Source organism: Caulobacter sp. B11 (assembly GCF_002737765.1).
Lineage (GTDB): Bacteria > Pseudomonadota > Alphaproteobacteria > Caulobacterales > Caulobacteraceae > Caulobacter.
Map to the genome: position 1 here is coordinate 1 of NZ_PEGG01000002.1, position 25,452 is coordinate 25,452.

Below are 25,452 nucleotides of genomic sequence, written 5' to 3' on the forward strand. Positions count from 1 at the left end.
GTCGCCTTCGCCACCTCGGCCTGCGCCGCGGCGCCCGGCGCCAAGGCCCTGGAGGACGTCCGCATCCTGTCGGCCGACGACATGGAAGGCCGCGGCGTCGGCGCGCCGGGCGGCGCCAAGGCGCGGGCCTATGTCGCGCAGCGCTTCGCCGAGATCGGGCTCAAGCCGCAGGGCGCGGGGTTCGAGCATCCGTTCAGCTTCACCCGCAGGGACGGCTCGTGGTCAACGGCGTCAACCTTCTGGCCCGTATCGAGGGAACCCGGACGCCTGACTTGGTTATGGTCGTTTCCGCCCACTACGATCACGAGGGGATCAAGGGCGGCGAGATCTATAACGGGGCCGATGACAACGCCTCGGGCGTGGCCGGGCTGCTGGCGGTGGCCGAGGCGTTCAAGGCCCATCCCCCCGAACATACGGTGATCCTGGCCGCCCTGGACGGCGAGGAAAGCGGTCTGCAGGGCGCCCGCGCCTTCGTCGCCGCGCCGCCCGTTCCGCTGGCCGCGATCGCGCTCAACGTCAATTTCGACATGATCAGCAAGAACGCCAAGGGCGAGCTCTATGCCAGCGGCGGCGGCCCACAGCCCTTCCTCCAGCCGATCCTGCAGGGCCTGGCCGCCAAGGCGCCGGTCACCCTGAAGCTCGGCCACGACACCGACGCCGAGGGCAAGTCCAACAACTGGACCATGCAGTCCGACCAGGGCGCCTTCGCCGCCAAGGGCGTTTCGTGGGTCTATTTCGGCGTCGAAGACCATGCCGAATACCACAAGCCGACCGACGACTTCGCCACCATCCCGCAGGATTTCTTCCTCAAGGCGGTGGCGACGGTGGTCGAGGCGACCCGGCTTCTGGACGGGCAATTGTCGGGCATCGCCAAGGCGGCGGGGCGTTAGGCCGACCGTCGGCCAGGTCCGCGCGGGAAATTTCGATACCGTCCGCATCCAGGCTGGGGGCAGGGTCGTAACTCCCCTTGTCCCAGCAACGGACCAGTAACTCCCGGAGACAGCCCTATGAAGACCATCCTGATGCTCGCCGCCAGCGGCGTGCTTGCGATGTCGTGCGCCGGTTCGGCCATGGCGCAAATGGATCATGCCACGATGAATCACAGCAAGACTGTGATGGTCGGCGGCGCGGCCATGTATCCGTCCAAGAACATTATCGAGAACGCCGTCAACTCCAAGGATCACACGACCCTGGTCGCGGCGGTCAAGGCCGCCGGTCTGGTCGAGACCCTGTCCAGCCCGGGTCCGTTCACGGTGTTCGCCCCGACCAACGCCGCCTTCGCCAAGCTGCCGGCCGGCACGGTCGAGACCCTGGTCAAGCCCGAGAACAAGGCGACCCTGACCACGATCCTGACCTATCACGTGGTCGCCGGCCGCCTGACGGCCGCTGACATCGAAGCCAAGGCCAAGGTCGGCGGCGGCAAGGCCGTGCTGACCACCGTGCAGGGTCAGCCCCTGATCGTCGCCAAGGGCCATCACGGCTGGACGATCACCGACGCCAAGGGCGGGGTGTCCAACATCACCATCGCCGACGTCCTGCAGTCCAACGGCGTGATCCACGTCATCGACACCGTACTGATGCCCTAACGCCTGACCACCGCGCGGTCGAAGGACCGTGGCGACCCTCTCCGGATCGACAGCCCCGTTCGATCCGGAGAGGCGCTATTGGGGTTTCGGCGGCGGCGTGGCCGCGGGCTCTCCGCCGCGTCGCCGGGAGTCCGGAATATAGAGATTGGTGATAATGCCCGCGACCCGGGATCCCGGCTGGAACCGGTCGCCATAATCGCGGCAGGGGTCCGTCTTGGCCGCAACGCGCTGGCTCTTGTGGCCGTCGGGCGTCATCACGGCGGCGGCCTTGTCGGCGAAGGGTTCGGCGAATTGCAGGGCGTCGCCCAGCCGTGACAGGGACGGGCTGTCGGTGCCGACGGCCGTGGCCTTGCGGGCCCAGGCCACGGCGGCGATCTGCTTCTGATCGGCGGCCGCGCGCATTTCGGCTTCCATTCCCAGACCGCCCAGGGTCCCGGGCAGCCGCAAGCCGATCGGCCCCGGGATCACAAAGCCCGACGCGGCCGAGGCGACCGAGGCCACGCGACCGGTCGGGGTGAACCAGGTGATCGCCGCGCGCACCTCGGCGTCCGCCGTCGCGGCCGCGACGATCTCGAAGCGTTCGGACAGTTCAAAACACAGCTGGGCGTCGACCTCACGCAGCAGGGCGACGCGTTCTTCCGGACTCAGCGGGGAGGTGGCGTCCGCGCCGGCCGCCAGCACGGTCGGGGCCAGCGCCACGCGCTGCACGACGCCAAGCGCGGCGGGGTCACGAAACTCGCGGATCTCGGCGCGACCGCGTCGCTCTGAGTCCTTGAGCCCGTCATAGCCGCTGAGAAAGCCGGACCGATCCGGCGCGGCGGTGGCGCAGGCGGAGAGGCAGAGCGCCGTCGCCGCGAACAGCGCGACCCTGTCCCAAGCCTTGTACGAGATGATCATTGTTCGGGTCTCAAAAGCAGCGGACTTAAGCCCTGAACAGCCAGGACCCGATGGTGGATATAGGGTCGATAGCCGCCGAGTGGGAGAGGGCCGCGACGCCTAGTCGACGCAGATCGTCGCGGTGGCCTTGCCGTTGACGATCTTGGCGTAGCAGCCGAACTGGACGTTGGACTTCTGGCACTGGCCGGTGCTCGCGGGCGCGTCGAGATTGCCCTCGGCGATGCAGGCGCCCTGGCAGTCGGCCTTGTCGGAACAGGTCTTGCCGGCGTCGGCATAGGGCACGACGCAGGTCAGGCGCTGCAGGCGGCCGACCGGCTGCATGGCGCCGCCGCGGGCTGCGCATGAGGCTTCGGCGCTCTGGGCGGCCGGGGTGGCGACCGGCGCGGCGGGCGCGCAGGCGGCCAGCAGCGACAGAGCCAGGCTGGCCGGAGCGAGACGAGTGATCAGGCGCATTCTGTAGATCCTCAGGCGGGCGAGCCCATGAAACCCGGCAACCAGGCCTCGTGGGCCGTGCGCAGGGTTTCGAGCGGGATACAGAACAGGTCCGTCGCGGCGAAATCGTTCCCTTCCGCCACGCCGACCAGGCCGGCCGGGACGCCGGCCGCCTTGGCCGCCGCCAGCAGCGCTTCCGGATCGGGCGTCGCCACCAGGTAGCGGGCCTGGTCCTCGCCGAACAGATAGGCGTGGGCGTTCAGGGCGTCGTGGGCGTTCAGGGTGATCCCGACCTTGCTGGCCAGGGCCACATCCGCCGCCGCGATCAGCAGGCCGCCGTCCGACAGGTCGTGCAGGCCGGCGACGAGGCCGGTGGGGATCAAGCCGCGCACGAAGTCGCCATGCTTGCGCTCGGCGGCCAGGTCGACCGGCGGCGGCGCGCCGTCCTCGCGGCCCAGGATCTCGCGCAGATAGATCGAGGCCCCCAGTTCGCCGTGGGTGTCGCCGATCAGGACCAGACTGTCGCCCTCGGCCACATTGCCGAAGCCCATGCGCAGGTCGTAGTCCTCGAGCAGGCCCACGGCCCCGACCGTCGGGGTCGGCGGAATGGCGACGCCATTGGTCTCGTTGTAGAGCGACACGTTGCCGCTCACGACCGGGAAGTCCAGGGCCCGGCAGGCCTCGGCCATGCCGTCGGTGGCGCGGACGATCTGGCCCATGGTCTCGGGCTTTTCGGGGCTGCCGAAGTTGAGGTTGTCGGTGATGGCGATCGGCAGCGACCCGGCGGCGGTCAGGTTGCGCCAGGCTTCGGCGACCGCCTGCTTGCCGCCCTCATAAGGATCGTTCTGGACATAGCGCGGGGTGACGTCGCTGGTCACGGCGATGGCCTTGCCCTTGCCGTGGATGCGGACGATGCCGGCGTCACAGCCGGTGGCGCTGTCTTCCAGGGTGTCGGCCATCACGTGGCGGTCATACTGCTCCCACAGCCAGCGCTTGGAGGCCATGTCGGGGCTGCCGACCACCTTGAGCACGGCGGCGGTCCAGTCGGCGGGGGCGGCCAGATCGGCCGGCGCGAGGCGCGGATGCAGGGGCGGCTGCACCCAGGGGCGATCATATAGCGGCGCGTCGTCGAACAGCGGGGCCAGGGGCACGTCGCAGACCGTCTCGCCGTGATGCTTGAGCACCAGGCGGCCGGTGTCGGTGGTGTGGCCGATGACGGCGGCGTCCAGGCCCCACTTCTCGAATATGGCGTGGCCTTCGTGCTCGCGGCCGGGCTTGAGCACCGCCAGCATGCGCTCCTGGCTCTCCGACAGCATCATCTCATAGGCGCTCATGCCGGTTTCGCGCTGCGGGACCATGTCCATGTTCAGCTCGATGCCGACCCCGCCCTTGCCGGCCATCTCGACCGAGGAGGACGTCAGGCCCGCCGCGCCCATGTCCTGGATGGCGGCGACGGCGCCGGTGGCCATCAGTTCCAGGGTGGCCTCGATCAGCAACTTTTCGGCGAAGGGGTCGCCGACCTGGACGGTGGGGCGCTTCTCGTCGCTGTCCTGGTCGAATTCGGCGCTGGCCATGGTCGCGCCATGGATGCCGTCGCGGCCGGTCTTGGAGCCGAAATAGACCACCGACAGGCCCGCGCCCGGCGCGGCCGAATAGAAGATCTTGTCGGCGTCGGCCAGGCCCACGCACATGGCGTTGACCAGGATGTTGCCGTTGTAGCCGGCATGGAAATTGGTCTCGCCGCCCACGGTGGGCACGCCCACGCAGTTGCCGTAGCCGGCGATGCCGGCCACCACGCCGTCCACCAGGCGCTTGGTCTTGGGATGCGACGGATCCCCGAAACGCAGGGCGTTGAGCAGGGCGATGGGGCGCGCGCCCATGGTGAAGACGTCGCGCATGATGCCGCCCACGCCCGTCGCCGCGCCCTGATAGGGCTCGATATAGGAGGGGTGGTTGTGGCTCTCCATCTTGAAGATGATGGCGTCGCCGTCATTGATGTCGATGACGCCGGCGTTCTCGCCGGGGCCGCAGATCACCCGCGGGCCGGTGATCGGGAACTTCTTCAGCTGGTTCTTCGACGACTTGTACGAGCAGTGCTCGGACCACATCACCGAGAACACGCCCAGCTCGACCAGGTTGGGCTCGCGGCCCAGGCGGTCGAGGACAACGGCGTATTCCGCGGCGTTGAGACCAAATTCGCGGGCCGTCTCGGCCATGGTCTTGGTCGGGGTCTGGGCGGGGGGTGGAGGGCGTGCTCATGGGGGCGGTTTCTAGCGCGCCGCCACGGATTCCGCCACCGGCCAAGACGGAGTTTGACGCGCGATCAGCCGCCCTTGCCGCCCGACTGGGCGACGACCGGGGCGGCTTCGGCCGGGATCGGCGTGGCGGGGAGGGCGGCGGGACCGATCGGAGCCGCGACGGCCTGCGGGGCGGAGACGGCGGCCTTGGCCTTGGCGGCGGGTTTGACCACCTGTTCGACGCGGGCCTGGGCCGTGGCGATCCAGCCGTCCAGGCGGGCTCCGGCGGCGGTGAAGGACTTGGCCTGGATCGCCAGGCCGGCCGTCAGGGCGCCCAGCAAGGCCAGGGGGACGAGCACCCATCCGACCAGCGGATTGCCCTGCTTCTTGCGTTTGCGCGCCCAGACAGGCACGCCGCTGGTGGGTTCTGGAGCCGTCATCTCGTTCTACCTTGCGCAGTCTCGTGCTGGGCTTGTCGCTGTCGATCGCGGCGAAAGCCGAGAACCGGCATGCGCCCTGCCATCAGGTTGGGCGTCATTCGCGTCGCGCAGCCAGCGCTATCCCTCTGGGCGCGAGCGATCCGGCCGCAAGATCGGCGAACAGGCGATCCGTTTGCCGGCAAATGCTCCGATAGCGGTGGGCGACGACGATCCTTTGAGGCACCTTGTCACGGTCTCTCAACCGAAAGCTCGCACCGATGCTCGATCGCCGCGCCGTTCTTCTCGCGCTCGCCGCCACGCCGCTGATGGCCGCCGCCGCGCCCGTCCGCGTCCGGATGGTCACCGATCTGGGGGTGATCGTCATCGAACTGTTCGTCGACAAGGCCCCGATCTCGAGCGCCAACTTCCTGGCCTATGCCGACAAGGGGCTGCTGGACGGCGGCAGCTTCTATCGCACGGTCAGCCCGAAGAACGACAACAACCCGGCCACCATCAGCGTCATCCAGGGCGGGCTGAACCGCGACGATAGCCCCTTGCCGGCCATCGCCCACGAGACCACGGCAGCCACCGGCCTGCGCCACACCGACGGGGTCATCTCGATGGCCCGCGACGCGCCCGGCTCGGCCGGTTCGGAGTTCTTCATCTGCCTGGGCGACAACCCCGCCCTCGATTTCGGCGGCGCCCGCAACAAGGACGGCCAGGGCTTCGCCGCCTTTGGCCGCGTGGTCGAGGGCATGGACGTGGTGCGGGCCATCCACCAGGCCCCGACGGTCAGCAAGGCCGACGATCCCTATCTGAAAGGCCAGATTATCGAAAAGCCCGTGAAAATTCAGAAGCTTGGCCGCAACTAAGGCAGCTTGGCCCTAGGAACGACCTCGATCGGCGGCCGTTTTGTCTGGGTGCGCATCGAGCGCGCGTTGCAGAGGAACAAGCCCATGGCCGAGAACACTCGCAATCCGCAGCAGCAGTCCAACGATCCGTCGCGATCCGCGCCGGGACAGCAGAACCGACAGGCCGAACCGGGACACAATCCCGGCGGACAGGCCGACAAGGCCGATCAGGCCAACAGGCCCGACCAGGCCAGCAAGGCTGACAAGCCCGGGCCAAGCTGACGTCAGTCGCAGCGCCCTGAACGAGGGCCGGAGAGCAATCTCCGGCCCTTTTTGGTGTCTGCAATCCGGTCTTCGCGGCTAGTTCCCGACAACCGGCAGTTCGATGAAGCTGGCCGTGTCGGCCGCGTGGAACACCCTTTGGGTGGCCTTCACATAGTCGCCCGGCTTGGCCAGGAAGATGTTGGGCACGAAGGTCTGGGGGTTGCGGTCATAGAGCGGGAACCAGCTGGACTGCACCTGCACCATGATCCGGTGGCCCGGCAGGAAGGTGTGGTTCGCGGTCGGCAGGATGAACTGGTATTTCAGCGGCGTATTGGGCTTGATCGCCTTGGGATCGCTGAAGCTCTCGCGATAGCGGCCACGGAAGATGTCCATGCCCACGGCCAGCTGATAGCCGCCCAGTGCGGGCTGGCTGGGAACCTCGTCCGGATAGACGTCGATCAGCTTGACCACCCAATCGCTGTCGGTGCCGCTGGTCGAGGCCATCAGATTGACCTTGGGCACGCCGGCGATCTTCAGCGGCGCGGTCAGGGGCTCGGAGACATAGCTGAGCACGTCGGTGCGGTCGGCGACGGCGCGCTGGTCGGTCAGAAGCCAGGCGGTCCAACGGTCGCGTTCGCCGAATGACAGCGGGCGCGGGATATAGGGCACCGGCTTGGCGGGGTCGGAGACATATTCGTCATAGGCCGCCGGGCCCTTGGCCGGGGCCGGGGCGCTGAACGACAGGCCGCCTTTCTCGGTCAGATACAGCGGCTTATTGCCGCCCTGGGGCCAGGATGAATAGCGATCCCAGCGATTCTGGCCCGGGTCGTAGATCAGAACCGGCGGGGTCTGGGCCTTCGGCGCGCCATCCTTGAGGTACTGGTTGAAGAACGGCAGCAGCACGTCGCGACGGAACTGCAGGGCGGTGTCGCCGTCCCACTTGAACACGCCCAGGCCGGTGGCGTCATAATTGACCTGGCTGTGCCGCCAGGGGCCCAGGACCAGATAGCTCTTGTCGTTATCGACGTCCTTGGGCTCGGTGGCGGCATAGGCGTGCACCGCGCCCCACATGTCCTCCTGGTCCCAGAGGCCCTGGATCCACATGGTCGGCACGGTCAGGGGCTGCTGGGCCATGGTCTTGTCCAGCGCCTGCTCGCTCCAGAACGGCGTATAGGCGGTGTTGTCGATCAGCTTCTTCCACCAGGGCAGCTGGTCGATGCCATTGGCCTTGGCGTAGTCGCCGGCCGAGCCCGCGCGGCGGAAGTTCTCGTAGTCGTCCGGGCTCTTGCGGACGACCCCGTCGCCGGACCCGCGCTTGGTGGTCTGGCCGACGAAATAGTCGAAATTCACCTGGCGGAAGGCGCCGTGGTGGAACCAGTCGTCGCCCATCCAGCCGTCGACCATCGGGCTCATCGGCGCGGCCACCTTCAGGGCTGGGTGCGGATTGACCAGCGCCATGACCACGGTGAAGCCTTCGTACGAGCTGCCCAGCATGCCGACCTTGCCGTTGCTTTCGGGCACGTTCTTGGTCAGCCATTCGATGGTGTCATAGGCGTCGGTCGCGTGATCGACCTCTGACGCGTTCAGCGGCCCCTTCAGGGGGCGGGTCATCACATAGTCGCCTTCCGAGCCGTACTTGCCGCGGATGTCCTGGATGACCCGGATATAGCCCTCCTGCACGAAGACCTCGTCGCCCTGGGCCAGGGTGGCCAGCATCGAGCCGCTTTCGTTGCGCGCCGTGCGCTTGGCGGCGTTGTAGGGCGTGCGGGTCAGCAGGATCGGGGCGTTGCGGGCCCCCTTGGGCGTGACGATGACCGTGTAGAGCTTGGTTCCGTCGCGCATCGGCGCCATGACCACCCGCTTGACGTAGTCGACGCCGACCGTGGGGGCGACATACTTGCCGTCGATGTCGGGTGTCATGGCGGCGGTCTGGGCCGCGGTCTGGGCCAGCGACACCCCGCCGAGCAGGGTGAGGGCGGCGGCGGCCAGCAGGCCGGCGCGCAGGGTTGTGACGAGACTCATGGCGACGCTCCAAGGCTAGGCGTTCACCTTAGGAGCGCCTTGGGCGGGGCGCCACGGTGTTACGCGCGATCAACCAGGATCGCCGCCGTGCTGGACGCGCGCGGTGGGCCTCAGGCGCTGGCGAAGATGCTGCGGAACAGGATCGCGCCGTCTTCCGAGCCCAGGTCGGCGTCGAACGAGCGGTCGGGGTGGGGCATCAGGCCCAGGACATTGCCCTTGGGATTGACGATCCCGGCGATGTCGCGGGCCGAACCGTTGGGATTGTCCTTGTAGCGGAACACCACCTGGCCCTCGCCCTCGAGGCGGTCCAGGGTCTCTTCGTCGGCGAAGAAGTTGCCTTCGCCGTTGCCGACGGTCATCACCGCCTCGCGCTGCTCGCCATATTCGGCGGTGAAGCGGGTCTGGCTGTTGACGATCTCCAGCTCGACCGGCTTGCAGATATATTTCAGCTTCTCGTTGCGCAGCAGGGCGCCGGGCAGCAGGCCCGCCTCGCACAGCACCTGGAAGCCGTTGCAGATCCCGACCACGGCCATGCCGTCATCGGCCGCCTTGACCACGGCCTTCATCACCGGGCTCTGAGCGGCCATGGCCCCACAGCGCAGATAGTCGCCATAGGAGAAGCCGCCGGGCAGAACGACCAAGTCCAGGTCGTCGGGCAGGGACGTTTCCTGGTGCCAGACCATCTCGACGCGGGCTCCGGCGAGCGCTCGATGGCGACCTTGCAATCGCGGTCGCAGTTGGACCCCGGGAAGACGATGACAGCGGCTTTCATGGCGCGGGCCTGTAGCACCGTTCGGGGGGATTGTCAGGGCCAGAGTGTGCTCAGGATCGTGACGGCTTCATCGCCGCGCGCGTGGCCCACACCGTCCCGAGCATGAACGGCAGAACAAGGAAGACGAAGAGCAGCGCCGTCGAGATCAGGCCGGGGATTGTCAGATATTCGCCAAACTGGATGCGGTTGCTCGACGGATCGGTCAGTGCGGAGAACAGCCAGGGGCCGCCGAGCACGACAGTCAGGCTGCCGCAGACCGCAGCGACCCACCACAGGGCCCCGCCTGACCCGCGAGTCAGGGCAATGAACGCCGCGACACTTCCGCCGACGAAGACCGCGCCGGCCAGGGCCGTGACCGTAAGTCCCTCTTGGGCCGCCAGCAGGCCGAAGACGTAGCCCATATAGCCGGGGTCGAGCAGGCCGCGCAGTGGGGCCGCCGAGTTCAGCGCCGCCGCCAGCAGGCAGGCGAAAGAGGCGACGAGGGCCATCGGCGATGGTTTGCGCCGGACCGCGATCACGATCCAGCCCAGCAGCAGGACCGCAGACACGGCCAAGGCGAAAAGTCCCCAATTCATCCCGACCCCTCCTCGAATTCAGTCGGAGAACGTTGGCATGCCGCTGGCCGGAGCTTCAAATTAAGCTTGTGTCACCTCGTTGGAGGTTGGCGCAGCGGTCAGGCGCAGTCTTCCAGCCCGCGTTCGTTATCCTCGCCACTGGGGTCGGGAAGGGGCGCGGAGTGGAAAACCCTGTCGACGTGTCAGAGCTCGATCATGTCGAAGTCGGACTTGGGCGTTCCGCACAGGGGGCAGATCCAATGGGCGGGGAGATCCGCCCACCGGGTCCCCGGCGCCAGGCCTTCGCCCGGATCGCCGGCCTCCTCGTCATAGATGTAGCCACAGGTGCGGCACTGCCAGACCTTGAAGGGTTCGCTCATCGCCGCCTCAGTGCATCTTGAAGCGGATGGGCACAGCCTTGGGGCCGCAGACGAAGTTGGCGGTCATCCGGGTGGGCTGGCCGTCCATCTCGACGCTGTCGACCCGGGCCAGCAGCTCTTCCCACAGCACCCGCATCTCCATCCGCGCCAGATGCTGGCCGAGGCACACATGGGCGCCATAGCCGAAGGCCACGTGCTTGTTGGGGGTGCGGTCGACACGGAACTTGAACGGGTCCTCGAACACCGACTCGTCGCGATTGCCCGACGGATAGGACAGCATCATCCAGTCGCCCTTGGCGATCTTGCGGCCGGCCAGTTCGGCGTCGGCGGTGGCGGTGCGCATGAAGTGCTTGACCGGGGTCACCCAGCGGATCGACTCCTCGACCAGGCCGGGGATCAGGCTGGGATCGTTCTTGACGCGGGCGAACTGGTCGGGGTTCTCGGCCAGGGCCCACATCGCGCCGGCGGTGGTCGATGAGGTGGTGTCGTGGCCGGCCGTGGCGGCGATGATGTAGTAGCTCATCGCCTCCAGGTGGCCCATCGGCTCGCCATTGACCTTGCCATTGGCGATGATGCTGGCCAGATCCTCGCGCGGATTGGCCCGGCGATCCTCGGTCATGGCGTTGAAATACATCATGAAGTCCATGATCACCGACTGCAGGCTGTCGATGCCCTCATTGACGTTGGTGGCGACCTTGCCGTCGCGGTTCAGGTCGGGGTCGGCGCTGCCGAACAGTTCCTGGGTCAGTTTCAGCATGCGCGGCTCGTCGACCTCGGGCACGCCCAGGACCTCCATGATCACGTGCAGCGGATAGAGGAAGGCGACGTCACGGGCGAAGTCGCAGCGGTCGCCCTGATCGGCCATGCGGTCGATGAAGCCGCGGGCGATCTCGCGGATCCGCCCTTCCAGCGCCCGCAGGTTCTGCGGCAGCAGCGAGCCCTGGGTCACGCGGCGATAGGCGAAGTGGTCGGGATTATCCATCTGCACCAGCGAGCGCACCAGGTGCGGCGAGCCGCCCATCATCTCGCGGACCTTCTTGTCGGCCTCGATGGTGGTGACGATGGTGGCGCGGTCGCCGTTGTGGAACAATTCGTTCTGACGCTCGACCTCGAGGATGTCGGCGTGGCGGGTGACCACCCAGAAGGGGTCGAAGCCGTCGGGCTGGGCCACCTCCAGCGGGCTTTCGCGCCGCAGGGTCGTGAAGGCCTGATCGATGCGATCGCCGTCGGCATAGGCCTTGGGGTCGACTATGGTGTTGGCGATTTCCGTGGGGATGGTCATGCGCTGGCTCCTGGGTTCCACCTGCGGCGGCGCGAGGGCCGCTCTGTTATTTGCTAGTTGTCCAACAAATAAGTAGACTGCGCAAGATGACCACGACCCTTAAGTCGCCGCCTGTCCGCCGCAGCCAGTCCGATCGCCGCCAGCAGTCGGAGAGCGAACTGCTGCGCGCCGCCGCCGAGCTGATCGTCGAGCGCGGCATGGCGGCGGCGACCTTCGAGAACATCGGGGCCCGGGCCGGCTACAGCCGAGGCCTGGCCACCCAGAAATTCGGCTCCAAGCAGGGCCTGATCGAGGCGCTGATCGCTCAGTTGCAGCTGCGGCTGAACGCCTTGATGGAGGCCCGAGACCTGGCCTCGGCCAATGGGCTGGAAGCGGTGCTGGGCTTTGTCGATCTGTTTCTGCGCAACCTGGCCCAGGACGGCGAGACCCGGGCCTATTTCGTGTTGATGGCCGGGGCCGTGGCCGAGGTCTCGGACCTGCGCGGCCCCTTCGCCGCCGCCCACAAGAATGTCGAGCTGCAGCTGGAGGCCCTGTTCCTGCGCGGCCAGGCCGAAGGCGTGGTGCGGGCCGGCCTCAACGCCGACGCCGCCGCCCTGATGGTCGGGGCGCTGTTGCTGGGCCTGTCCCTGCAGATCCTCGTCGACCCCAGCCTCGACCTGGAACCGATTCGCGAGACCAGCCTGGCGACCCTGAGGGTCAGTTTTTCGGTCTAGTCGAGCCTGGAAAAGTCCGCGCGAATTAACCGACGCGACACCACCTGAGGTTACAGCTCTCCCCAGGCGAGGCCAAGGGCCTGGGGGCGGCGGATGCGGGTCTGGATCTATGGGGCGGTGTTCGCGCTCGCGGCCCTGGGCATGGTTCCCGGCGCCCTGTTCCTGGGTCTGCTGGCTCTTATCCTACCGGGACTGGTGCTGATCCTGGCCCCCAATGTCGCCCTGTATCTGTTGCTGGTCGACTATGGCCTGATGGAGAAGGCGGCCAGTCCGACCCGGCTGGGCAAGGTCCTGGCCTTTGTCCCCCTGATCCTGCTGGCGACCCTGCCGCCCCTGGCGATGAACGCCATCCTGACCGCCCAGGTCGCCGCCGAGCGCGCCGGCGACTTCGCGCGGCCCGACGGCCAGGGCGCCCGGCGGCTGTTGCTGGCCAAGGTGGGCCGGGAGAAATCGGGCGGTCGCTGGCGCTACTATGGCCATGTCAACGAGACTGACTGCGACGAGACCTGCGCCCGGCTGTTGCTGAGCGGCCAGGTCGACACGATCGTGCGGCCCAAGCGCACGGCCCACGAACCGCTGGACCTGACGCGCGGCTATGTCGGCCCGGCCGTGGTCTATAGCCTGGACAAGAGCCCCGACTGTCCGACCCAGGACCTGGCGGCGGTGCAGGCCGACCCGCGGCTGTCGCTGATGGCGGTCAGCCAGTGCCTGGTGGGGCGCACGGTCGCGCGGACCAGCCCGGACGCGGCCCTGACCTTGGTCAGCGAGTCGCGATCGATCGGCGCGCTCAATCCGTTCAATCCGGGTCTGGCGAGCACGATGCGCTGGACGTCTTGGCGCTGCGCCGCCGACCGCTGCCGGCCGCTGGTCCGGACCACCACGGTCCACAAGCGCGCCCTGGGCCTGCCTCTGCTGATCGGCTTCGACGGCGGCCCCGACCTGCACATGAAGCGGGAATGGTGGCGGGTCAGCGGCGTCGCCAATCCCACCACCGATGTTCAACAACTTGCGCGTGCCTTCAAGCTCGACGCCCAGGCCGAGCCGCGCCTGGATCCCCTCAGGGTTCGCGCCGCCGCCGAGCGGGCCCTGGCCGACAGCGCCGCGAGCGGGCGTCGGCTGGAGCCGGCCGAGGCGATGGCCATCGACGCCACGCTCCAGACCATCAAGGCGGCCCCCGAGCTCGTTCCGGCCGACAGCCGGTTCCTGGCGGCCCTGATCGTCCACCCCACCGCCGATGTGTCCTATCAAATGAGCGAAGCGGTGCTGGCCCATCCCGCCGTCCTGCCGGACTTGGCCCCGCGGATCCTGTCGGCCTATGACCGGATCACCGCCGGCGACGAGACCCTATGGCAGGCCGACCAGCGCCGCGGCCTGGCGGCCCTGATCGCCCGCTTCCCGCCCGACATCCTGGCGCGCGACCAGGCCGGAATCTTCCGCGCGGCGTCGCGGCCCAAGGCCCTCTACGGCGCGGAGTCCCTGATCGCCACCCTCGGCCGGATGGGGCCCGGCGCCGCGCCGGTCCTGGTGGTCGGCCTGGGCGAGGGGGGCGACGAGATCGTCCAGTCGGCCCTGGCCCTGTGCCGGCTCGGTCCGGACGGCGCGGCGGCGATCCCGGCCCTGGTCGAGACTCGCCGAAGCCTGGCGCTGAGCGGCTATTTCACCCGCGACCAGGTCCGGGCGATCAACCTGGCCCTGATGCGGATGGACCGGGCCGACCTGGCCAACCAGCGCCTGCCCGATCCGTCGCCGCCCGCCAAGCCGCCGCCGCCTCGGCCTTCCGACGTCCTCGCGGACGTAACCGCGCGGACTTCGCCGGAGATCTGCGTGGAAAAGACCCTGCGGTTCTGAGGCGGTCCTATTGTTCGCCCGCCGAGACCTGGCCGTCAGCCTTGACCAGGCGCGGTCCGGCCGCGCTCAGGGCGACGGTGGCCGGCCAGCGGGCTTCCAGCAGGCGGGTCCTGTTGATTCGGGTGACCGTGACGGCGTCGGACTGGTTGCCGCCCAGCACGTGGAAGAAGCCTTGGTCGTCCTCGCCGACATAGAAGGCCACATGGCCCTGCCAGCCGTCGCGGCGGCCGCGCCAGAACACCATCACCGCCCCGGGACGCGGCGTGCAGGGGCCGCCGAAGCGCCGCCAGCCGCGGGCCGACAGGGGATTGGCAGGCAGGGGCTCGGTGGTCAGGGTGGCGCCGATGCAGTGGGCCGCGAACAGGCCGCACCAGGGAATGTCGTCTGAGCGGTAGTCGAGTTTCAGGTCCTGGGCCATGCGCATCAGGTCGGGATTGTCGGCGTCGCCAGGCCCCTCGCGCAGGCCCTTGAGCCGCCGCGCCTCCTGGAACCACACCAAGGCCGCGTCGTCGGCCGTGTCGGCCTTGGCCGCGGCGGGCGGCAGGTTCAGGGCGGCGGCGGTGACCGGGCCGACCACGCCGTCGACCTGCAAACCCCGGACGGCCTGGAAGGACCGAACCGCCTGGGCCGTGCGGCGACCCCAGACCCCGTCGATATTGCCTGGATCAAAGCCCTTGGACGCCAAGGCCTTCTGGATCTCGAACACCGTCATCTGCCGCGCTTTCGCAAACCAGGGGTCCGCGAAAAATGCACGTCAAGGATGTTTCTGTCGAGTCCTCGCCTTCAGGTGCCCGGAGTCAGGCGAGGTCGATCGCGTAGCTCTCGATCACCGTATTGGCCAGCAGCTTGTCGCACATGGCCTTGACCTCGGCCCGGGCCTTGTCGGCGTCGCCGTCGGCCACGTCGAACTCGATGGTCCGGCCGACGCGGACGTTCTGGACATCGGCCCAGCCCAGTCCGTGCAGGGCGTTCTCGACGGCCTTGCCCTGGACGTCGAGCACGCCTGGCTTGAGGAACACGGCGACCTTGGCTTTCATCGAACTGACCTTCTTCGACCGACGTCCCGGGGGAGGCGGTTCAACTGACTAGTGCACGCCGCCTTGGATGACGGTGGGCATTTCCTTCATGATGCCGAGGCGGCGGGCCACCTCGGTATAGCTCTCGATGACGCTGCCCAGGTCGCGGCGGAAGCGGTCCTTGTCCATCTTTTCGTTGGTGATGGAGTCCCACAGGCGGCAGCTGTCGGGGCTGATCTCGTCGGCCAGGATGATGCGCGAGAAATCGCCCTCATAGATGCGGCCGAACTCGATCTTGAAGTCGACCAGGGTGATGCCGACGCCGCTGAACAGGCCCGACAGATAGTCGTTCACCCGCAGGGCCGTGGCCATCATGTCGTCGATCTCCTGGGTCGCGGCCCAGTTGAAGGCGGTGATGTGCTCTTCCGACACCATCGGGTCGTTGAGCTTGTCGTCCTTGTAGTAGAATTCGATGATCGAGCGCGGCAGGGCCTGGCCCTCGGGCAGACCCAGGCGCGTGGCGATCGAGCCGGCGGCGATGTTGCGCACCACGACCTCGAGCGGGATGATCTCGACTTCCTTGATCAGCTGCTCGCGCAGGTTCAGGCGGCGGATGAAGTGATTCTGCACGCCGATGCCGTTCAGGCGAGTCATGACGTACTCGCTGATTCGGTTGTTGATCACGCCCTTGCCTTCCAGCTGGGCCTTCTTCTCGCCGTTGAAGGCGGTGGCGTCGTCCTTGAAGTACTGGATCAGAGTGCCGGGCTCGGGGCCCTCGTACAGGATCTTCGCCTTGCCTTCGTAGATCTTCTTGCGGCGGGTGGTCATGGCTCTCGTCGAGGCCCTTCATGGATGCGAAGCGGCGCCCCCGGATCCGGAATGTCCGGAGAAACGAAAAGCGCGCGCGGCCGAGTAGCTGCGCGCGGCGTTCGACTCAAGGCCGCTCTCGAAAAATAACGCCCGAACCTACCCGAACCCCTGTCGTGGCGCAAACCCCGCCTCCGCGTCGACGCCATTGTGACGACCTGCGGCATCGCTTCCGATTGCTCCCCGGCCTCACAGAGGATATGCAGCCTCCTCAAAGACTATTGGGGCTTTCATGACGACCTTCGACGATCGCGAGCAGGGCTTTGAACGCAAGTTCGCCCATGACCAGGAGCTGGAGTTCAAGGCGACGGCGCGCCGTAACCGGCTGCTGGGCGAATGGGCCGCCGGCCTGATGGGCCTGGAGACGGTCGAGGACTACGCACGCGCCGTCGTGAAGTCCGACTTCGAACAGCCGGGCGACGAGGATGTGCTGCGCAAGGTGTTCGGCGACCTCAAGGGTTCGGGCGTCGCCATCAGCGAAGGCGACGTGCGCATGAAGATGGACGAACTGCTGGCCCAGGCCCGCAGCCAGATCGTCGCCGGCGCCTAAGGTCGGTCCGGCCAAGGCCGAACGAACAAGGGCCGCGCCTTCGGGTGCGGCCCTTTTGTTTTGGGCGGCGTGGCTTGAGATTTTCGCCTCGCTTCGACGGATTCGGCGTCAGCCGCCTCTGGCAGGAATGGCGTCCAGCCAGTCCCGCAACCCGTTCCAGATCGCCGCCTTGTCGGCGAAGCGCCGCGCCGCGTGGGCCGGGCTGGAGGAGGGCAGGGCGATCAGCGCCAGGCGGCCTTTGAGCCGGGCCAGCAGGCGGGTTCCCAGCCTGGCCGCCGTCGCGCCGTTGAAGGCCACGGCGCGCAGGGCCGGCAGGGTCTCGACCAGGGCGACAAGGTCATTGGCGGCGGGATCGCGGATGGCGGCGTCCAGGCTGCCGGGCCGCTCGGCCTCGGCGATCACGTCCCATAGGCCCACGCCGCGCGCCCGCAGGGCCGCCAGCCGGTCCTCATAGCCCAGGGCGACCAGCGGCGCGTCCAGCACGCTCTCCAGCAAGGCCCAGAAGCCGTTGCGCGGATTGCCGTAATACTGGCCCGCCGCCAGCGAGGCCTCGCCCGGCAGGCTGCCCAGGATCAGGACGCGGGTCTCGGCGTCGACGACCGGTGGGAAGCCCGCCTTGCGGGTCACTAGGCCTGTTCGCCGAACACCCGGGCGAAGATCACGTCGACGTTCTTGGTGTGGTAGCCATAGTCGAACAGGTCCTCGAGCACCTGATCGCTCAGGGCCTTGGAGACCACCGGGTCGGCCTTGAGGAAGTCGATGAACTTGCCCTCGCCGCGCCACACCTTCATCGAATTGCCCTGCACGGCGGCGTAGGCGTCCTCCCGCGACACGCCTTCCTGGGTCAGGGCCAGCATCACCCGCTGCGAGAACACCAGCCCGCCGAGGCGGTCGAGGTTCCGGGCCATGTTGTCGGGATAGATGTTGAAGCGCTCGATCACCCCGGCCAGGCGGCGCAGGGCGAAGTCGAGATGGATGGTGGCGTCGGGGCCGATGCCGCGCTCGACCGACGAGTGGCTGATGTCGCGCTCGTGCCAGAGGGCGACGTTCTCGAGCGCCGGGGTCACGGCCGAGCGCACCAGCCGGGCCAGGCCGGTCAGGTTCTCGGTCAGGATCGGGTTACGCTTGTGGGGCATGGCCGAGCTGCCCTTCTGCCCGACCTCGAACGGCTCCTCGGCCTCCAGCACCTCGGTGCGCTGCAGGTGGCGGATCTCGGTGGCCAGCCGCTCGACCGACGAGGCGACCACGCCGAGGGCGCAGAAATAGGCCGCGTGGCGGTCGCGCGGAATGACCTGGGTCGAGACCGGCTCGACCACCAGGCCCAGCTTGTCGGCCACGTGCTGCTCGACCCGCGGATCGACATTGGCGAAGGTGCCGACGGCGCCCGAAATCGCGCAGGTGGCGATCTCGAACTTGGCCATCGCCAGGCGCTCTTTCGCCCGCTGGAACTCGGCATAGTAGCCGGCCAGCTTGAGGCCGAAGGTGATCGGTTCGGCGTGGATGCCGTGGCTGCGGCCGACGCAGACCGTCATCCTGTGTTCCAGGGCCCGGCGCTTGAGGGCGGCCAGCAGCAGGTCGACATCCTCGATCAGCAGGTCGGTGGCGCGGCTCAGCTGCACGGCGAAACAGGTGTCCAGCACGTCGCTGCTGGTCATGCCCTGGTGCAGGAAGCGCGCCTCGGGCCCGACGATCTCGGAGACGTGGGTCAGGAAGGCGATGACGTCATGCTTGGTGACGCGCTCGATCTCGTCGATGCGGTCGCTGTCCCAGACCGCGTCGCGGCCCTTTTCCCAGATCGTCTCGGCCGCCAGCTTGGGGATGACCCCAAGTTCAGCCATGGCGTCGGCGGCGTGGGCCTCGATCTCGAACCAGATCTTGTACTTGGTCTGGCTGGACCAGATGGCGGCGGCTTCGGGGCGGGAATAACGGGTGATCATGAGGCCGGGGTTTCGGCGCGGCGAGGCCGGGAGTCAAGGGCGGGGAGGGCTCTGAGCCCTCCGAGACCGCGACGGCCGGCTATTTCGCGTAGACCACGCGGCACTCGCCCTCGACCGTGGTGTAGCGGCCATTGGCGGCGTCGACGAACGAGATCCGGCCGCCCTCGTCATATTCGACCTTGCCGGTCGAGCGACCGGTGAAGTTCTGGGTCCCGTAGGTCCAGCAGACAATATCGGCCGGTTTGTCGCCCCAGGTGGCCTCGCGGCTGGCGACCTTGCTGTCGGTGCAGGCGCCGGTCGCGACCGTGAGCAGCAGGATGGCGGTCGTGGCGACGAGGCGCATGGAGAGGCTTTCATTCTTTGGGCCCCGGCGTTCGGGCCGGGCGGGGTTGTAACTTCGCGATATTCGCGGGGGCGGGTCAAGGCTTACCGGCGGGCGCGTGCCAGATGCTCCCCCATTGGGGGAGCTGTCGCGGAGCGACTGATGGGGCTCCCGGTCGGGGCCAGCGCTACCCCCTCCGGCCCTCTGGGCCACCTCCCCCGGAGGGGGAGGATTTTGCGGTAGCGCCGCCGCCGCCGGCGCCCCCATCCCCAACCCCTTCCCCGCGAGGGGGAAGGGGCTTTTGACGCTCAGGCCGTCCCTCAGGCCTGGGCCACGGCCCGTTCCTTCATGTGCTTGACCATGCCGATGGCGGCCAGGGCGTAGTGCAGGCCGGCCCAGGCGTAGAAGCACAGCGAGACGATGATGCCCTGCTGGGTTGAGCGGGCCATGGCGCCCTTGCACAGGCCGGCCAGTTCGGCGTCGGCCCCCTTGGGGGCGAGGCCGCCGGGGCAGCTGGTGGTGAAGCTGGCCGCGCCCGGATCGGTGAAGGCGCCGGTCAGGGCGGAGAAGATCCCGGTCGAGGCGGGATGGTTGAAGTTGAAGTGCGATAGGGTGTCGATCAGCCAGCCGGTGAACACCGGCCCGCCGCCCAGGGCGATCAGGTTCAGGAAGAAGAACAGGATGGCGGTGGCGGTGGCCCGGCGGCGCGGATCGACCGAGTTCTGGACCACCGCGAAGGTCGGGGCCAGATAGACATAGTGGAAGATGCCGGGGATCAGCAGGATCAGGGCCGTCGTCTGCCAGTTGGTCTGCAGATAGGCCAGGATATAGATCGGGGTGCAGATGGTCAGGCCGAGGGCCGGGACCAGGGCATACCACTTGGCGCTCCGCTTGCCGGCCCAGTCGCCGAGGAAGCCGCCGACCAGGGTGCCGATGCCGGCCGAGAAGCCGCCGATCAGGCCGGTGATCAGACCCACCTGGGCCAGGCCCAGCTCGAAGCTTCGCACGAAATAGGGCGGGACGAACGCGCCCGAGCCATAGGAGCCGAACGAGGCGATGGTCACGCCCAGCACCATATGCAGCACCGGCCATTTGCCGAACAGCACCGTGGTCACGGCCCACAGCTCGCGGAACTCCTCGGCCAGCGAGAACTTCGGCTTGGCCACGACCGGCGGCGTGATGTCCTCAAGCTCGGCGTTGACCGGCTTGGTCTCCGAATGGCCGCGCGGCGGTTCCTTGACGATCAGCTTGACCAGGACGGCCAGCAGGATGCCCGGCAGGCCGACGATCACGAAGGCGACGCGCCAGCTGAACTCCTGGGCCAGCCAGCCGCCGCCACGGCCCGAACATGGTGCCCAGCGGGATGCCGAACGAATAGATCGACAGGGCCGAGGCGCGTTGCTTGGTTCGTAATAGTCGCTGATCAGCGAATGGGACGGCGGCGAGCAGCCGGCCTCGCCGATCCCGACCCCGAAGCGATAGGCGGCCAGCTGGGCGAAGCTGGCGGCGCTGCCGCACAGGGCGGTGAAGCCCGACCAGATGACCAGGGAGACGGAGATGATCGTCACCCGATTGAAACGCTCGGCCAGGCGGGCGATCGGAATGCCCAGCAGGGTGTAGAGCAGGGCGAAATACAGCCCGCCCAGCAGGCCCAGCTGGGTGTCGGTGAGGTTGAGGTCGACCTTGATGGCCTGGCCGATGGTGGCGATGATCGTGCGGTCGATGAAGTTGAAGGTGTAGGTGGCCAGCAGCAGGCTCAGCACACCAGCCTTGTAACCGTTCGAAAACAGCGGCTTTTCACCGCTCGGCGCAGACGCCTCAGCCATCTTGGTGTTTCTCCCCGTTCAAACACTTGTTCTAGTTGGCTGACTGTAGACGTAGGGGAAGCGCTGGTGAAAGCGCCAATTTGATCAGAACGGTTCGGGGGCCTGGCCAGCGCTCAGCTGACCATGTCCTCGCGGATGGTTTTGCGGGCCAGCCAGAACAGCACGAAGGCGATCAGGCCAAACAGGCTGGAGACGATCAGGGCCCAGCGCACGCCCTGGGCCTCGCCCAGGCCCATCGGCCCGGCCAGCAGGTCGCTGAGCGCTCCGACCGCCAGGGCCCCAGGCCCAGTCCGACGAGGTTGATGATGAACAGCAGCACCGCCGAGGCCGTGGCCCGCATGGCCGGGTCGACGATGCTCTGGGCCGTGGCGTAGACCGGCCCGTACCACAGGGTGCCCAGCAGGGCCGGCACGACCAGCAGCAGGCCGGCGGCCACGGCGCTGTCGAGGCTGACGGCGACGATGAAGAAGGGAATGGTGATCACCGAGGCGATGGCCGGCACTACCACATAGGCCCGCAGGTCCTTGGCGCCGAGCTTGTCGGCCAGGACCCCGCCCAGCCAGGCTCCGATCACGCCGGCCGTGCCGCCGATCAGGCCCAGGGCCAGACCCAGGAAGCCGGCCGACTTCAGGCCGAACAGGGCGGCGGTCTGGGCCAGCTCCACCCCGTGGTTGCGAAAGAAGAACGAGGCGGTGAACGGCGCGTGGCCATAGCCGACAAAGGCCTTGATCGAGGCGGCGAAGGCCACCAGCCAGAAGGTCTTCTTGGTGGCCAGCACCGCCAGGGCGGCGGCGAAACTGATCTGGTTGACGGCCCGGGCGGCCAGGTCGGCGGCCAGCTGCCGGCGCGGCTCGATCAGGGTGAAGATGGCGACCAGGGCGAACAGCAGCCCGGGGGCTCCGGCCACCATGAAGGCCACGCGCCAGCCATAGGCGTCGGCGACCAGCCCGCCCATGGCCATGCCGGCCAGGGTGCCCAGCGGCGTGCCGATCGAATAGAAGGCGATGGCGCTGGCCCGCTTTTCCTTGGGCACATAGTCGCTGATCAGCGAGTGGGAGGCGGGGGTGCAGCCGGCCTCGCCGACCCCGACGCCGATCCGGGCGATGATCAGTTGCCAGAAGTTCTGGGCGAAGCCGCACAGGACGGTGAAGACGCTCCAGGCCGCCACCGAGGCGCCGATGATCATCGGCCGGTTCTTGCGCTCGGCCAGACGGGCGATCGGGATGCCCAGCACGGTGTAGAAGACCGCGAAGGCCAGGCCGCTCATCATGCCTAGTTGCCAGTCGGCCAGGCCGAGGTCGCGCTTGATCGGCTCGGCCAGGATATTGACCACCTGCCGGTCGAGGAAGTTGAGGGTGTAGATGATCAGCAGCACCCAAAGGGCGTAGCGACGATAGGCGGCCGACACCGGATTGATCACGGGCGACGGGATGGCGGTCTCGGCCATGGTCTCTCTCCCTCAAACGTTTGTTCTAATCGTTGAGGTGACTGTAGACGCAGGGTAAGCCGGATGACCACCCGTCACGACATCGCCCAGGAGTCCGCCATGGAAATCGTCATCGGCACCCAGAAGTGGTCCAGCTGGTCGTTGCGGCCCTGGCTGGCGCTCAAGCGCACCGGCGCGCCGTTCAAGGAGACCCTGATCGCCCTGCGTCAGGTGGGGGTGTCGGAGGCCGAGATCAGCCAGCATTCGCCGAGCAAGCTGGTGCCGGTGCTGAAGGACGGCGACCTGACCGTCTGGGACAGCCTGGCGATCTGCGAATATCTGGCCGAGCGCTTCCCCGAGGCGCGCCTGTGGCCGGCCGATCAGGCCCTGCGGGCCCTGGCGCGGTCGGCGGCGGCCGAGATGCATTCGGGCTTCGCCTCGCTGCGCGGCGAATGCCCGATGGAGCTGGAAACCCGCAAGAGCGTGGCGATTTCCGAGGCCACCCAGAAGGACGTGCGCAAGATCGTCGAGCGCTGGACCCAGCTGCTCAAGCGCTCCGGCGGACCGTTCCTGCTGGGCGAGTGGTCGATCGCCGACGCCTTCTACACCCCGGTCGCCACCCGGTTCCGCACTTACGGAATCCACCTGTCCGACCATGGCGACACCGGCGCGGCGGGGCCTATGCCGAGCGCCTGCTGGAGACGCCGGAATTCCTGGCCTGGGAAGCCGCCGCCCTGGCGTGAGGCGGTCTCAGCCGCGCGGCAGGTGCGATGAAACCCGCTTTAGCAGCAGATCCACCAGGGCCGGCTCCATGAAGGCGTAGTCGTCTGGGATGTCCAGGCAGATCACCCGAGCCTTCAGGTGTCGGCCAAAGCGCCGTGACAGCTTGGCGCGGTGGGTCTTTTCCATCACGAAGATCAGCTCGGCCCAGGCGACGAGCTCGCCGGTCAGCGGCTCCTCGGCGTCGTGATTGGTCCCGGCGGAACTGACCTCCAGGTCAGGGCGCGAGGCGAAGACCTGCTCGGCGGTGGGGCTGCGCAGCCGGTTCTGGCTGCAGACGAACAGGACCCGCCGCAATCAGGCCGCCGCGAAGTCGCGATGCGCCTCGGCGCTGCTCTGATGGACGGGCAGGGTGAAGCTGACCGTGGTGCCGTCGCCCGGCACGCTGCTCATGTCCAGCGCGCCGTCGTGCATCTCGACCAGCGACTTGGTCAGGGCCAGGCCTAGGCCCGTGCCCTGGGTGGTCTTGGCGTGCTGGCTCTCGACCTGCTCGAACGGCCGGGCCAGGCGAGCCAGATCCTCGGCGGCGATGCCGATGCCGGTGTCGGTGACCGAGACCCTGACGCGTTCGCCCAGGGGGTCGCGGCGCACCTCGGCCCGGACGGTGACCCGACCGGCGCGGGGCGTGAACTTGATGGCGTTGGACAGCAGGTTGAGCAGCACCTGCTTGACGGCCCGGTAGTCGGCCTCGATCTCGGGAAGGGGCGGGAAGTCGATCTCCAGCCTCAGGCCGGCCGCCTCGGCGCGGTTGCGGACCAGACGCACGGCGTCCTCGGTGACCTCTTCCAGGGACATCGGCTCGAACTTCAGGTTCATCTTGCCGGCCTCGATCTTGGACATGTCGAGGATGTCGTTGATCAGGGCCAGCAGGTGCTGGCCGGAATTGTGGATGTCGAGGCTGTAGCCCTTGTAGCGCTGGTCGCCGAGCGGGCCGAACATCTCGTGCATCATGATTTCGGAGAAGCCGTTGATGGCGTTCAGCGGCGTGCGCAGCTCGTGGGACATATTGGCCAGGAACTCGCTCTTGGCCTTGTTGGCGCCCTCGGCCTTGACCTTCTCCATCTCGTACTTGCGGGCCAGTTCCGCCAGCTGCTCCTGGCTGCGCTCGAGGCCGGTGACCGCGTGCTGCAGTTGCTCCTCGTTGAGGCGGCGGGCCTCTTCCTGGTTCTTGATGGCGGTGATGTCGGCGGCGGTCATCACCAGGCCGCCCTCGGCCGTGCGGCGCTCGCTGATCTGGATCCAGCGGCCGTCCATCAGCTCGGCCTCGCGCACGCCCTTGGCCCCGTCGGGGGCGGGCTGGTCGTGCTTGATGGCCAGAGCCGCGAAGCGGTTGACCTCGGCCCGCGACGCGCCGGGCTTGAGCAGCTTGGGCTCGAGGTTGAAGACGCTGCGATAGTTGCGGTTGCACATCAGCAGCCGGCCCTGGCGATCCCAGAGCACGAAGGCCTCGGAGACGCTCTCGATGGCGTCGCGCAGGCGGTTCTCGGCGGCCTGGGCCCGGGCCTGGGCCAGGCGTTCCTCGGTGACGTCGAGCGCCACGCCGATGATCCGCGAATAGCCGTCCTCGCCCGGTTGGCCAAAGCCCTGGCCGCGGGCGTCGACCCATAGGGCGCGGCCGCCCTGTTCGGTGGGCGGCACCCGGAACGAGACGTCGAACGCGCCGTACATGGCGGCGTTGGCCAGGGCCTGGCGCACCCGCTCGCGATGATCCATCGAAATCCGGTCGAGCAGTTCCTGGCCGCCGACCACGCCGCCGCCGCCCAGCCGAACATCGCGCCGGTGACGTCAGACAGGAATACCTGGTCGGAGCGTAGATCCCATTCCCAGATGCCGCAGCGCGCGGCCTCGACCGCCAGGCGGAAGCGCTGCTCGCTGTCGACGAACTCGCGCTGGGCGGTTTCGGCCCGGCGGCTCTGGATCATCAGCATCAGCGCCAGGGCGATGCCCACCGCCAGCGGGGCCAGCAGGTTGACGGCCCCCTCCATGATCTTGCGATCGATATTGGCCACGGTGTGGGACGGGGTGGCGACGCCGACCAGAAGGACGCCCTCGGCGAGGGGCTGCAGGGCGACATCGAGGGCCGCGCCGCCGGGCGATTCGCCGCGCACCGCCGAGGCGCCGGCGTCGATGTCGGCCATCGAGACGGAAAAGGCTTGCTGGATGTCGGTGGCCCCGAGGATCGGCCGGCCGCTGGAGGCCAGAATGACGCCGTCGGCGCGCATCAGGGCGGTCGCGCCGTCGGGGATCGGCTTGCCGACCAGCCGCGAAGGGTCGCTCGACGCGATCACCACGCCCGGGTCCCGGCGATCGGGGCCGAGACAACGACATAGAGCCGATTGGAGCCGGCGATCGATCCGATCCAGACGCTGCGCTCGGAGGCCGCGGCCGTGCGGGCCACGGCGCGCCATTCGGCCCCGGGATCGCGACCGGCGACGGCCAGCACTCCGCCCGGACCGACCACCGCCACGGCC

Annotated in this window: 24 protein-coding genes and 4 pseudogenes; 8 read left to right on the forward strand and 20 right to left on the reverse strand. The window is 68.1% G+C overall.

Features of this window, described 5'->3' with window-relative positions:
- The coding region (locus CSW58_RS14510; protein ID WP_236627547.1) for a hypothetical protein at positions 1 to 189 on the reverse strand (189 nt) is incomplete at its 3' end.
- A 29-nt stretch (positions 190 to 218) separates the two neighbouring features.
- Between CSW58_RS14510 and CSW58_RS00080 the strand changes: the two genes are divergently transcribed.
- Positions 219 to 890: a M20/M25/M40 family metallo-hydrolase gene (locus CSW58_RS00080; protein ID WP_236627548.1), complete on the forward strand. Its 672-nt coding sequence runs from the start codon at positions 219 to 221 to the stop codon at positions 888 to 890.
- A 117-nt stretch (positions 891 to 1,007) separates the two neighbouring features.
- Entirely contained in the window at positions 1,008 to 1,586 is a 579-nt protein-coding gene (locus CSW58_RS00085) for a fasciclin domain-containing protein (protein ID WP_236627549.1), read from the forward strand.
- Between the two features lie 75 nt (positions 1,587 to 1,661).
- On the opposite strand, the gene CSW58_RS00090 is transcribed toward CSW58_RS00085, so the two are convergent.
- The 4 genes from CSW58_RS00090 to CSW58_RS00105 all read right to left on the reverse strand — a co-directional run bounded on the left by CSW58_RS00090 (position 1,662) and on the right by CSW58_RS00105 (position 5,592).
- Complete coding sequence (locus CSW58_RS00090; RefSeq protein ID WP_099445823.1) at positions 1,662 to 2,483, reverse strand: DUF3313 domain-containing protein; 822 nt, start codon at positions 2,481 to 2,483, stop codon at positions 1,662 to 1,664.
- Positions 2,484 to 2,582: 99 nt separating this feature from the next.
- Positions 2,583 to 2,936: a hypothetical protein gene (locus CSW58_RS00095; protein ID WP_099445824.1), complete on the reverse strand. Its 354-nt coding sequence runs from the start codon at positions 2,934 to 2,936 to the stop codon at positions 2,583 to 2,585.
- Between the two features lie 11 nt (positions 2,937 to 2,947).
- Positions 2,948 to 5,131 carry a phosphoribosylformylglycinamidine synthase subunit PurL gene (gene purL, locus CSW58_RS00100; protein ID WP_099445825.1) on the reverse strand — a complete coding sequence of 728 codons (2,184 nt, stop codon included), beginning with the start codon at positions 5,129 to 5,131 and terminating at the stop codon, positions 2,948 to 2,950.
- 107 nt (positions 5,132 to 5,238) lie between these two features.
- Positions 5,239 to 5,592 carry a hypothetical protein gene (locus tag CSW58_RS00105; protein ID WP_143755027.1) on the reverse strand — a complete coding sequence of 118 codons (354 nt, stop codon included), beginning with the start codon at positions 5,590 to 5,592 and terminating at the stop codon, positions 5,239 to 5,241.
- Between the two features lie 257 nt (positions 5,593 to 5,849).
- On the opposite strand from CSW58_RS00105, the gene CSW58_RS00110 reads away from it, so the two are divergent.
- The gene (locus CSW58_RS00110) at positions 5,850 to 6,443 is read left to right on the forward strand and encodes a peptidylprolyl isomerase (protein WP_099445827.1); all 594 of its coding nucleotides are present in this window, start codon (positions 5,850 to 5,852) and stop codon (positions 6,441 to 6,443) included.
- 84 nt (positions 6,444 to 6,527) lie between these two features.
- On the forward strand, positions 6,528 to 6,704 hold the full coding sequence (locus CSW58_RS14245) for a hypothetical protein (RefSeq protein WP_201721536.1): 177 nt from the start codon (positions 6,528 to 6,530) through the stop codon (positions 6,702 to 6,704).
- Positions 6,705 to 6,782: 78 nt separating this feature from the next.
- Here CSW58_RS14245 and CSW58_RS00120 read toward each other — a convergent pair whose 3' ends face one another.
- From CSW58_RS00120 to CSW58_RS00140, 5 genes and pseudogenes are all read right to left on the reverse strand, one after another.
- Entirely contained in the window at positions 6,783 to 8,708 is a 1,926-nt protein-coding gene (locus CSW58_RS00120; RefSeq protein ID WP_099445829.1) for a CocE/NonD family hydrolase, read from the reverse strand.
- A 110-nt stretch (positions 8,709 to 8,818) separates the two neighbouring features.
- Positions 8,819 to 9,480, reverse strand: a pseudogene (gene purQ, locus CSW58_RS00125) (phosphoribosylformylglycinamidine synthase subunit PurQ).
- 50 nt (positions 9,481 to 9,530) lie between these two features.
- Positions 9,531 to 10,055 carry a hypothetical protein gene (locus CSW58_RS00130; protein WP_099445830.1) on the reverse strand — a complete coding sequence of 175 codons (525 nt, stop codon included), beginning with the start codon at positions 10,053 to 10,055 and terminating at the stop codon, positions 9,531 to 9,533.
- A 182-nt stretch (positions 10,056 to 10,237) separates the two neighbouring features.
- Positions 10,238 to 10,414 carry a rubredoxin gene (locus CSW58_RS00135; protein WP_099445831.1) on the reverse strand — a complete coding sequence of 59 codons (177 nt, stop codon included), beginning with the start codon at positions 10,412 to 10,414 and terminating at the stop codon, positions 10,238 to 10,240.
- Positions 10,415 to 10,421: 7 nt separating this feature from the next.
- The gene (locus CSW58_RS00140) at positions 10,422 to 11,696 is read right to left on the reverse strand and encodes a cytochrome P450 (RefSeq protein ID WP_099445832.1); all 1,275 of its coding nucleotides are present in this window, start codon (positions 11,694 to 11,696) and stop codon (positions 10,422 to 10,424) included.
- A gap of 86 nt (positions 11,697 to 11,782) precedes the next feature.
- On the opposite strand from CSW58_RS00140, the gene CSW58_RS00145 reads away from it, so the two are divergent.
- Positions 11,783 to 12,409, forward strand: coding sequence for a TetR/AcrR family transcriptional regulator (locus tag CSW58_RS00145; RefSeq protein WP_099445833.1), 627 nt, complete (start codon positions 11,783 to 11,785; stop codon positions 12,407 to 12,409).
- Positions 12,410 to 12,502: 93 nt separating this feature from the next.
- On the forward strand, positions 12,503 to 14,257 hold the full coding sequence (locus tag CSW58_RS00150) for a hypothetical protein (protein ID WP_099445834.1): 1,755 nt from the start codon (positions 12,503 to 12,505) through the stop codon (positions 14,255 to 14,257).
- A 7-nt stretch (positions 14,258 to 14,264) separates the two neighbouring features.
- On the opposite strand, the gene CSW58_RS00155 is transcribed toward CSW58_RS00150, so the two are convergent.
- From CSW58_RS00155 to purC, 3 genes are all read right to left on the reverse strand, one after another.
- Positions 14,265 to 14,969 carry a TIGR02594 family protein gene (locus CSW58_RS00155; RefSeq protein WP_099445835.1) on the reverse strand — a complete coding sequence of 235 codons (705 nt, stop codon included), beginning with the start codon at positions 14,967 to 14,969 and terminating at the stop codon, positions 14,265 to 14,267.
- Positions 14,970 to 15,054: 85 nt separating this feature from the next.
- Positions 15,055 to 15,294, reverse strand: coding sequence for a phosphoribosylformylglycinamidine synthase subunit PurS (gene purS / locus CSW58_RS00160; RefSeq protein WP_099445836.1), 240 nt, complete (start codon positions 15,292 to 15,294; stop codon positions 15,055 to 15,057).
- 48 nt (positions 15,295 to 15,342) lie between these two features.
- Entirely contained in the window at positions 15,343 to 16,101 is a 759-nt protein-coding gene (purC, locus tag CSW58_RS00165; protein ID WP_099445837.1) for a phosphoribosylaminoimidazolesuccinocarboxamide synthase, read from the reverse strand.
- Between the two features lie 271 nt (positions 16,102 to 16,372).
- Here purC and CSW58_RS00170 point away from each other — a divergent pair, with 271 nt between their 5' ends.
- The gene (locus CSW58_RS00170) at positions 16,373 to 16,690 is read left to right on the forward strand and encodes a DUF1476 domain-containing protein (RefSeq protein ID WP_099445838.1); all 318 of its coding nucleotides are present in this window, start codon (positions 16,373 to 16,375) and stop codon (positions 16,688 to 16,690) included.
- A 108-nt stretch (positions 16,691 to 16,798) separates the two neighbouring features.
- On the opposite strand, the gene CSW58_RS00175 is transcribed toward CSW58_RS00170, so the two are convergent.
- The 5 genes and pseudogenes from CSW58_RS00175 to CSW58_RS00195 form a co-directional block, all read right to left on the reverse strand.
- On the reverse strand, positions 16,799 to 17,317 hold the full coding sequence (locus CSW58_RS00175; protein WP_099445839.1) for a DNA-deoxyinosine glycosylase: 519 nt from the start codon (positions 17,315 to 17,317) through the stop codon (positions 16,799 to 16,801).
- Positions 17,317 to 18,627: an adenylosuccinate lyase gene (gene purB / locus CSW58_RS00180; RefSeq protein ID WP_099445840.1), complete on the reverse strand. Its 1,311-nt coding sequence runs from the start codon at positions 18,625 to 18,627 to the stop codon at positions 17,317 to 17,319. Before purB ends, CSW58_RS00175 begins: the two co-directional genes overlap by 1 nt.
- 79 nt (positions 18,628 to 18,706) lie before the next feature.
- The gene (locus CSW58_RS00185) at positions 18,707 to 18,970 is read right to left on the reverse strand and encodes a hypothetical protein (protein WP_099445841.1); all 264 of its coding nucleotides are present in this window, start codon (positions 18,968 to 18,970) and stop codon (positions 18,707 to 18,709) included.
- Between the two features lie 299 nt (positions 18,971 to 19,269).
- Positions 19,270 to 20,775, reverse strand: a complete 1,506-nt coding sequence (locus tag CSW58_RS00190) for an MFS transporter (RefSeq protein ID WP_236627550.1) — start codon at positions 20,773 to 20,775, stop codon at positions 19,270 to 19,272.
- Positions 20,776 to 20,888: 113 nt separating this feature from the next.
- Positions 20,889 to 22,222, reverse strand: a pseudogene (locus tag CSW58_RS00195) (spinster family MFS transporter).
- A 99-nt stretch (positions 22,223 to 22,321) separates the two neighbouring features.
- On the opposite strand from CSW58_RS00195, the pseudogene CSW58_RS00200 reads away from it, so the two are divergent.
- Positions 22,322 to 22,944 (forward strand): annotated as a pseudogene (locus CSW58_RS00200) (glutathione S-transferase family protein).
- Between the two features lie 7 nt (positions 22,945 to 22,951).
- Here the strand turns inward: CSW58_RS00200 and CSW58_RS00205 are convergent.
- Both CSW58_RS00205 and CSW58_RS00210 read right to left on the reverse strand, forming a co-directional pair.
- Positions 22,952 to 23,278 (reverse strand): low molecular weight protein tyrosine phosphatase family protein, encoded by a 327-nt coding sequence (locus CSW58_RS00205; RefSeq protein ID WP_099445842.1) that lies wholly within the window; start codon positions 23,276 to 23,278, stop codon positions 22,952 to 22,954.
- A pseudogene (locus CSW58_RS00210) lies at positions 23,279 to 25,452 on the reverse strand (ATP-binding protein); the annotation flags it as partial.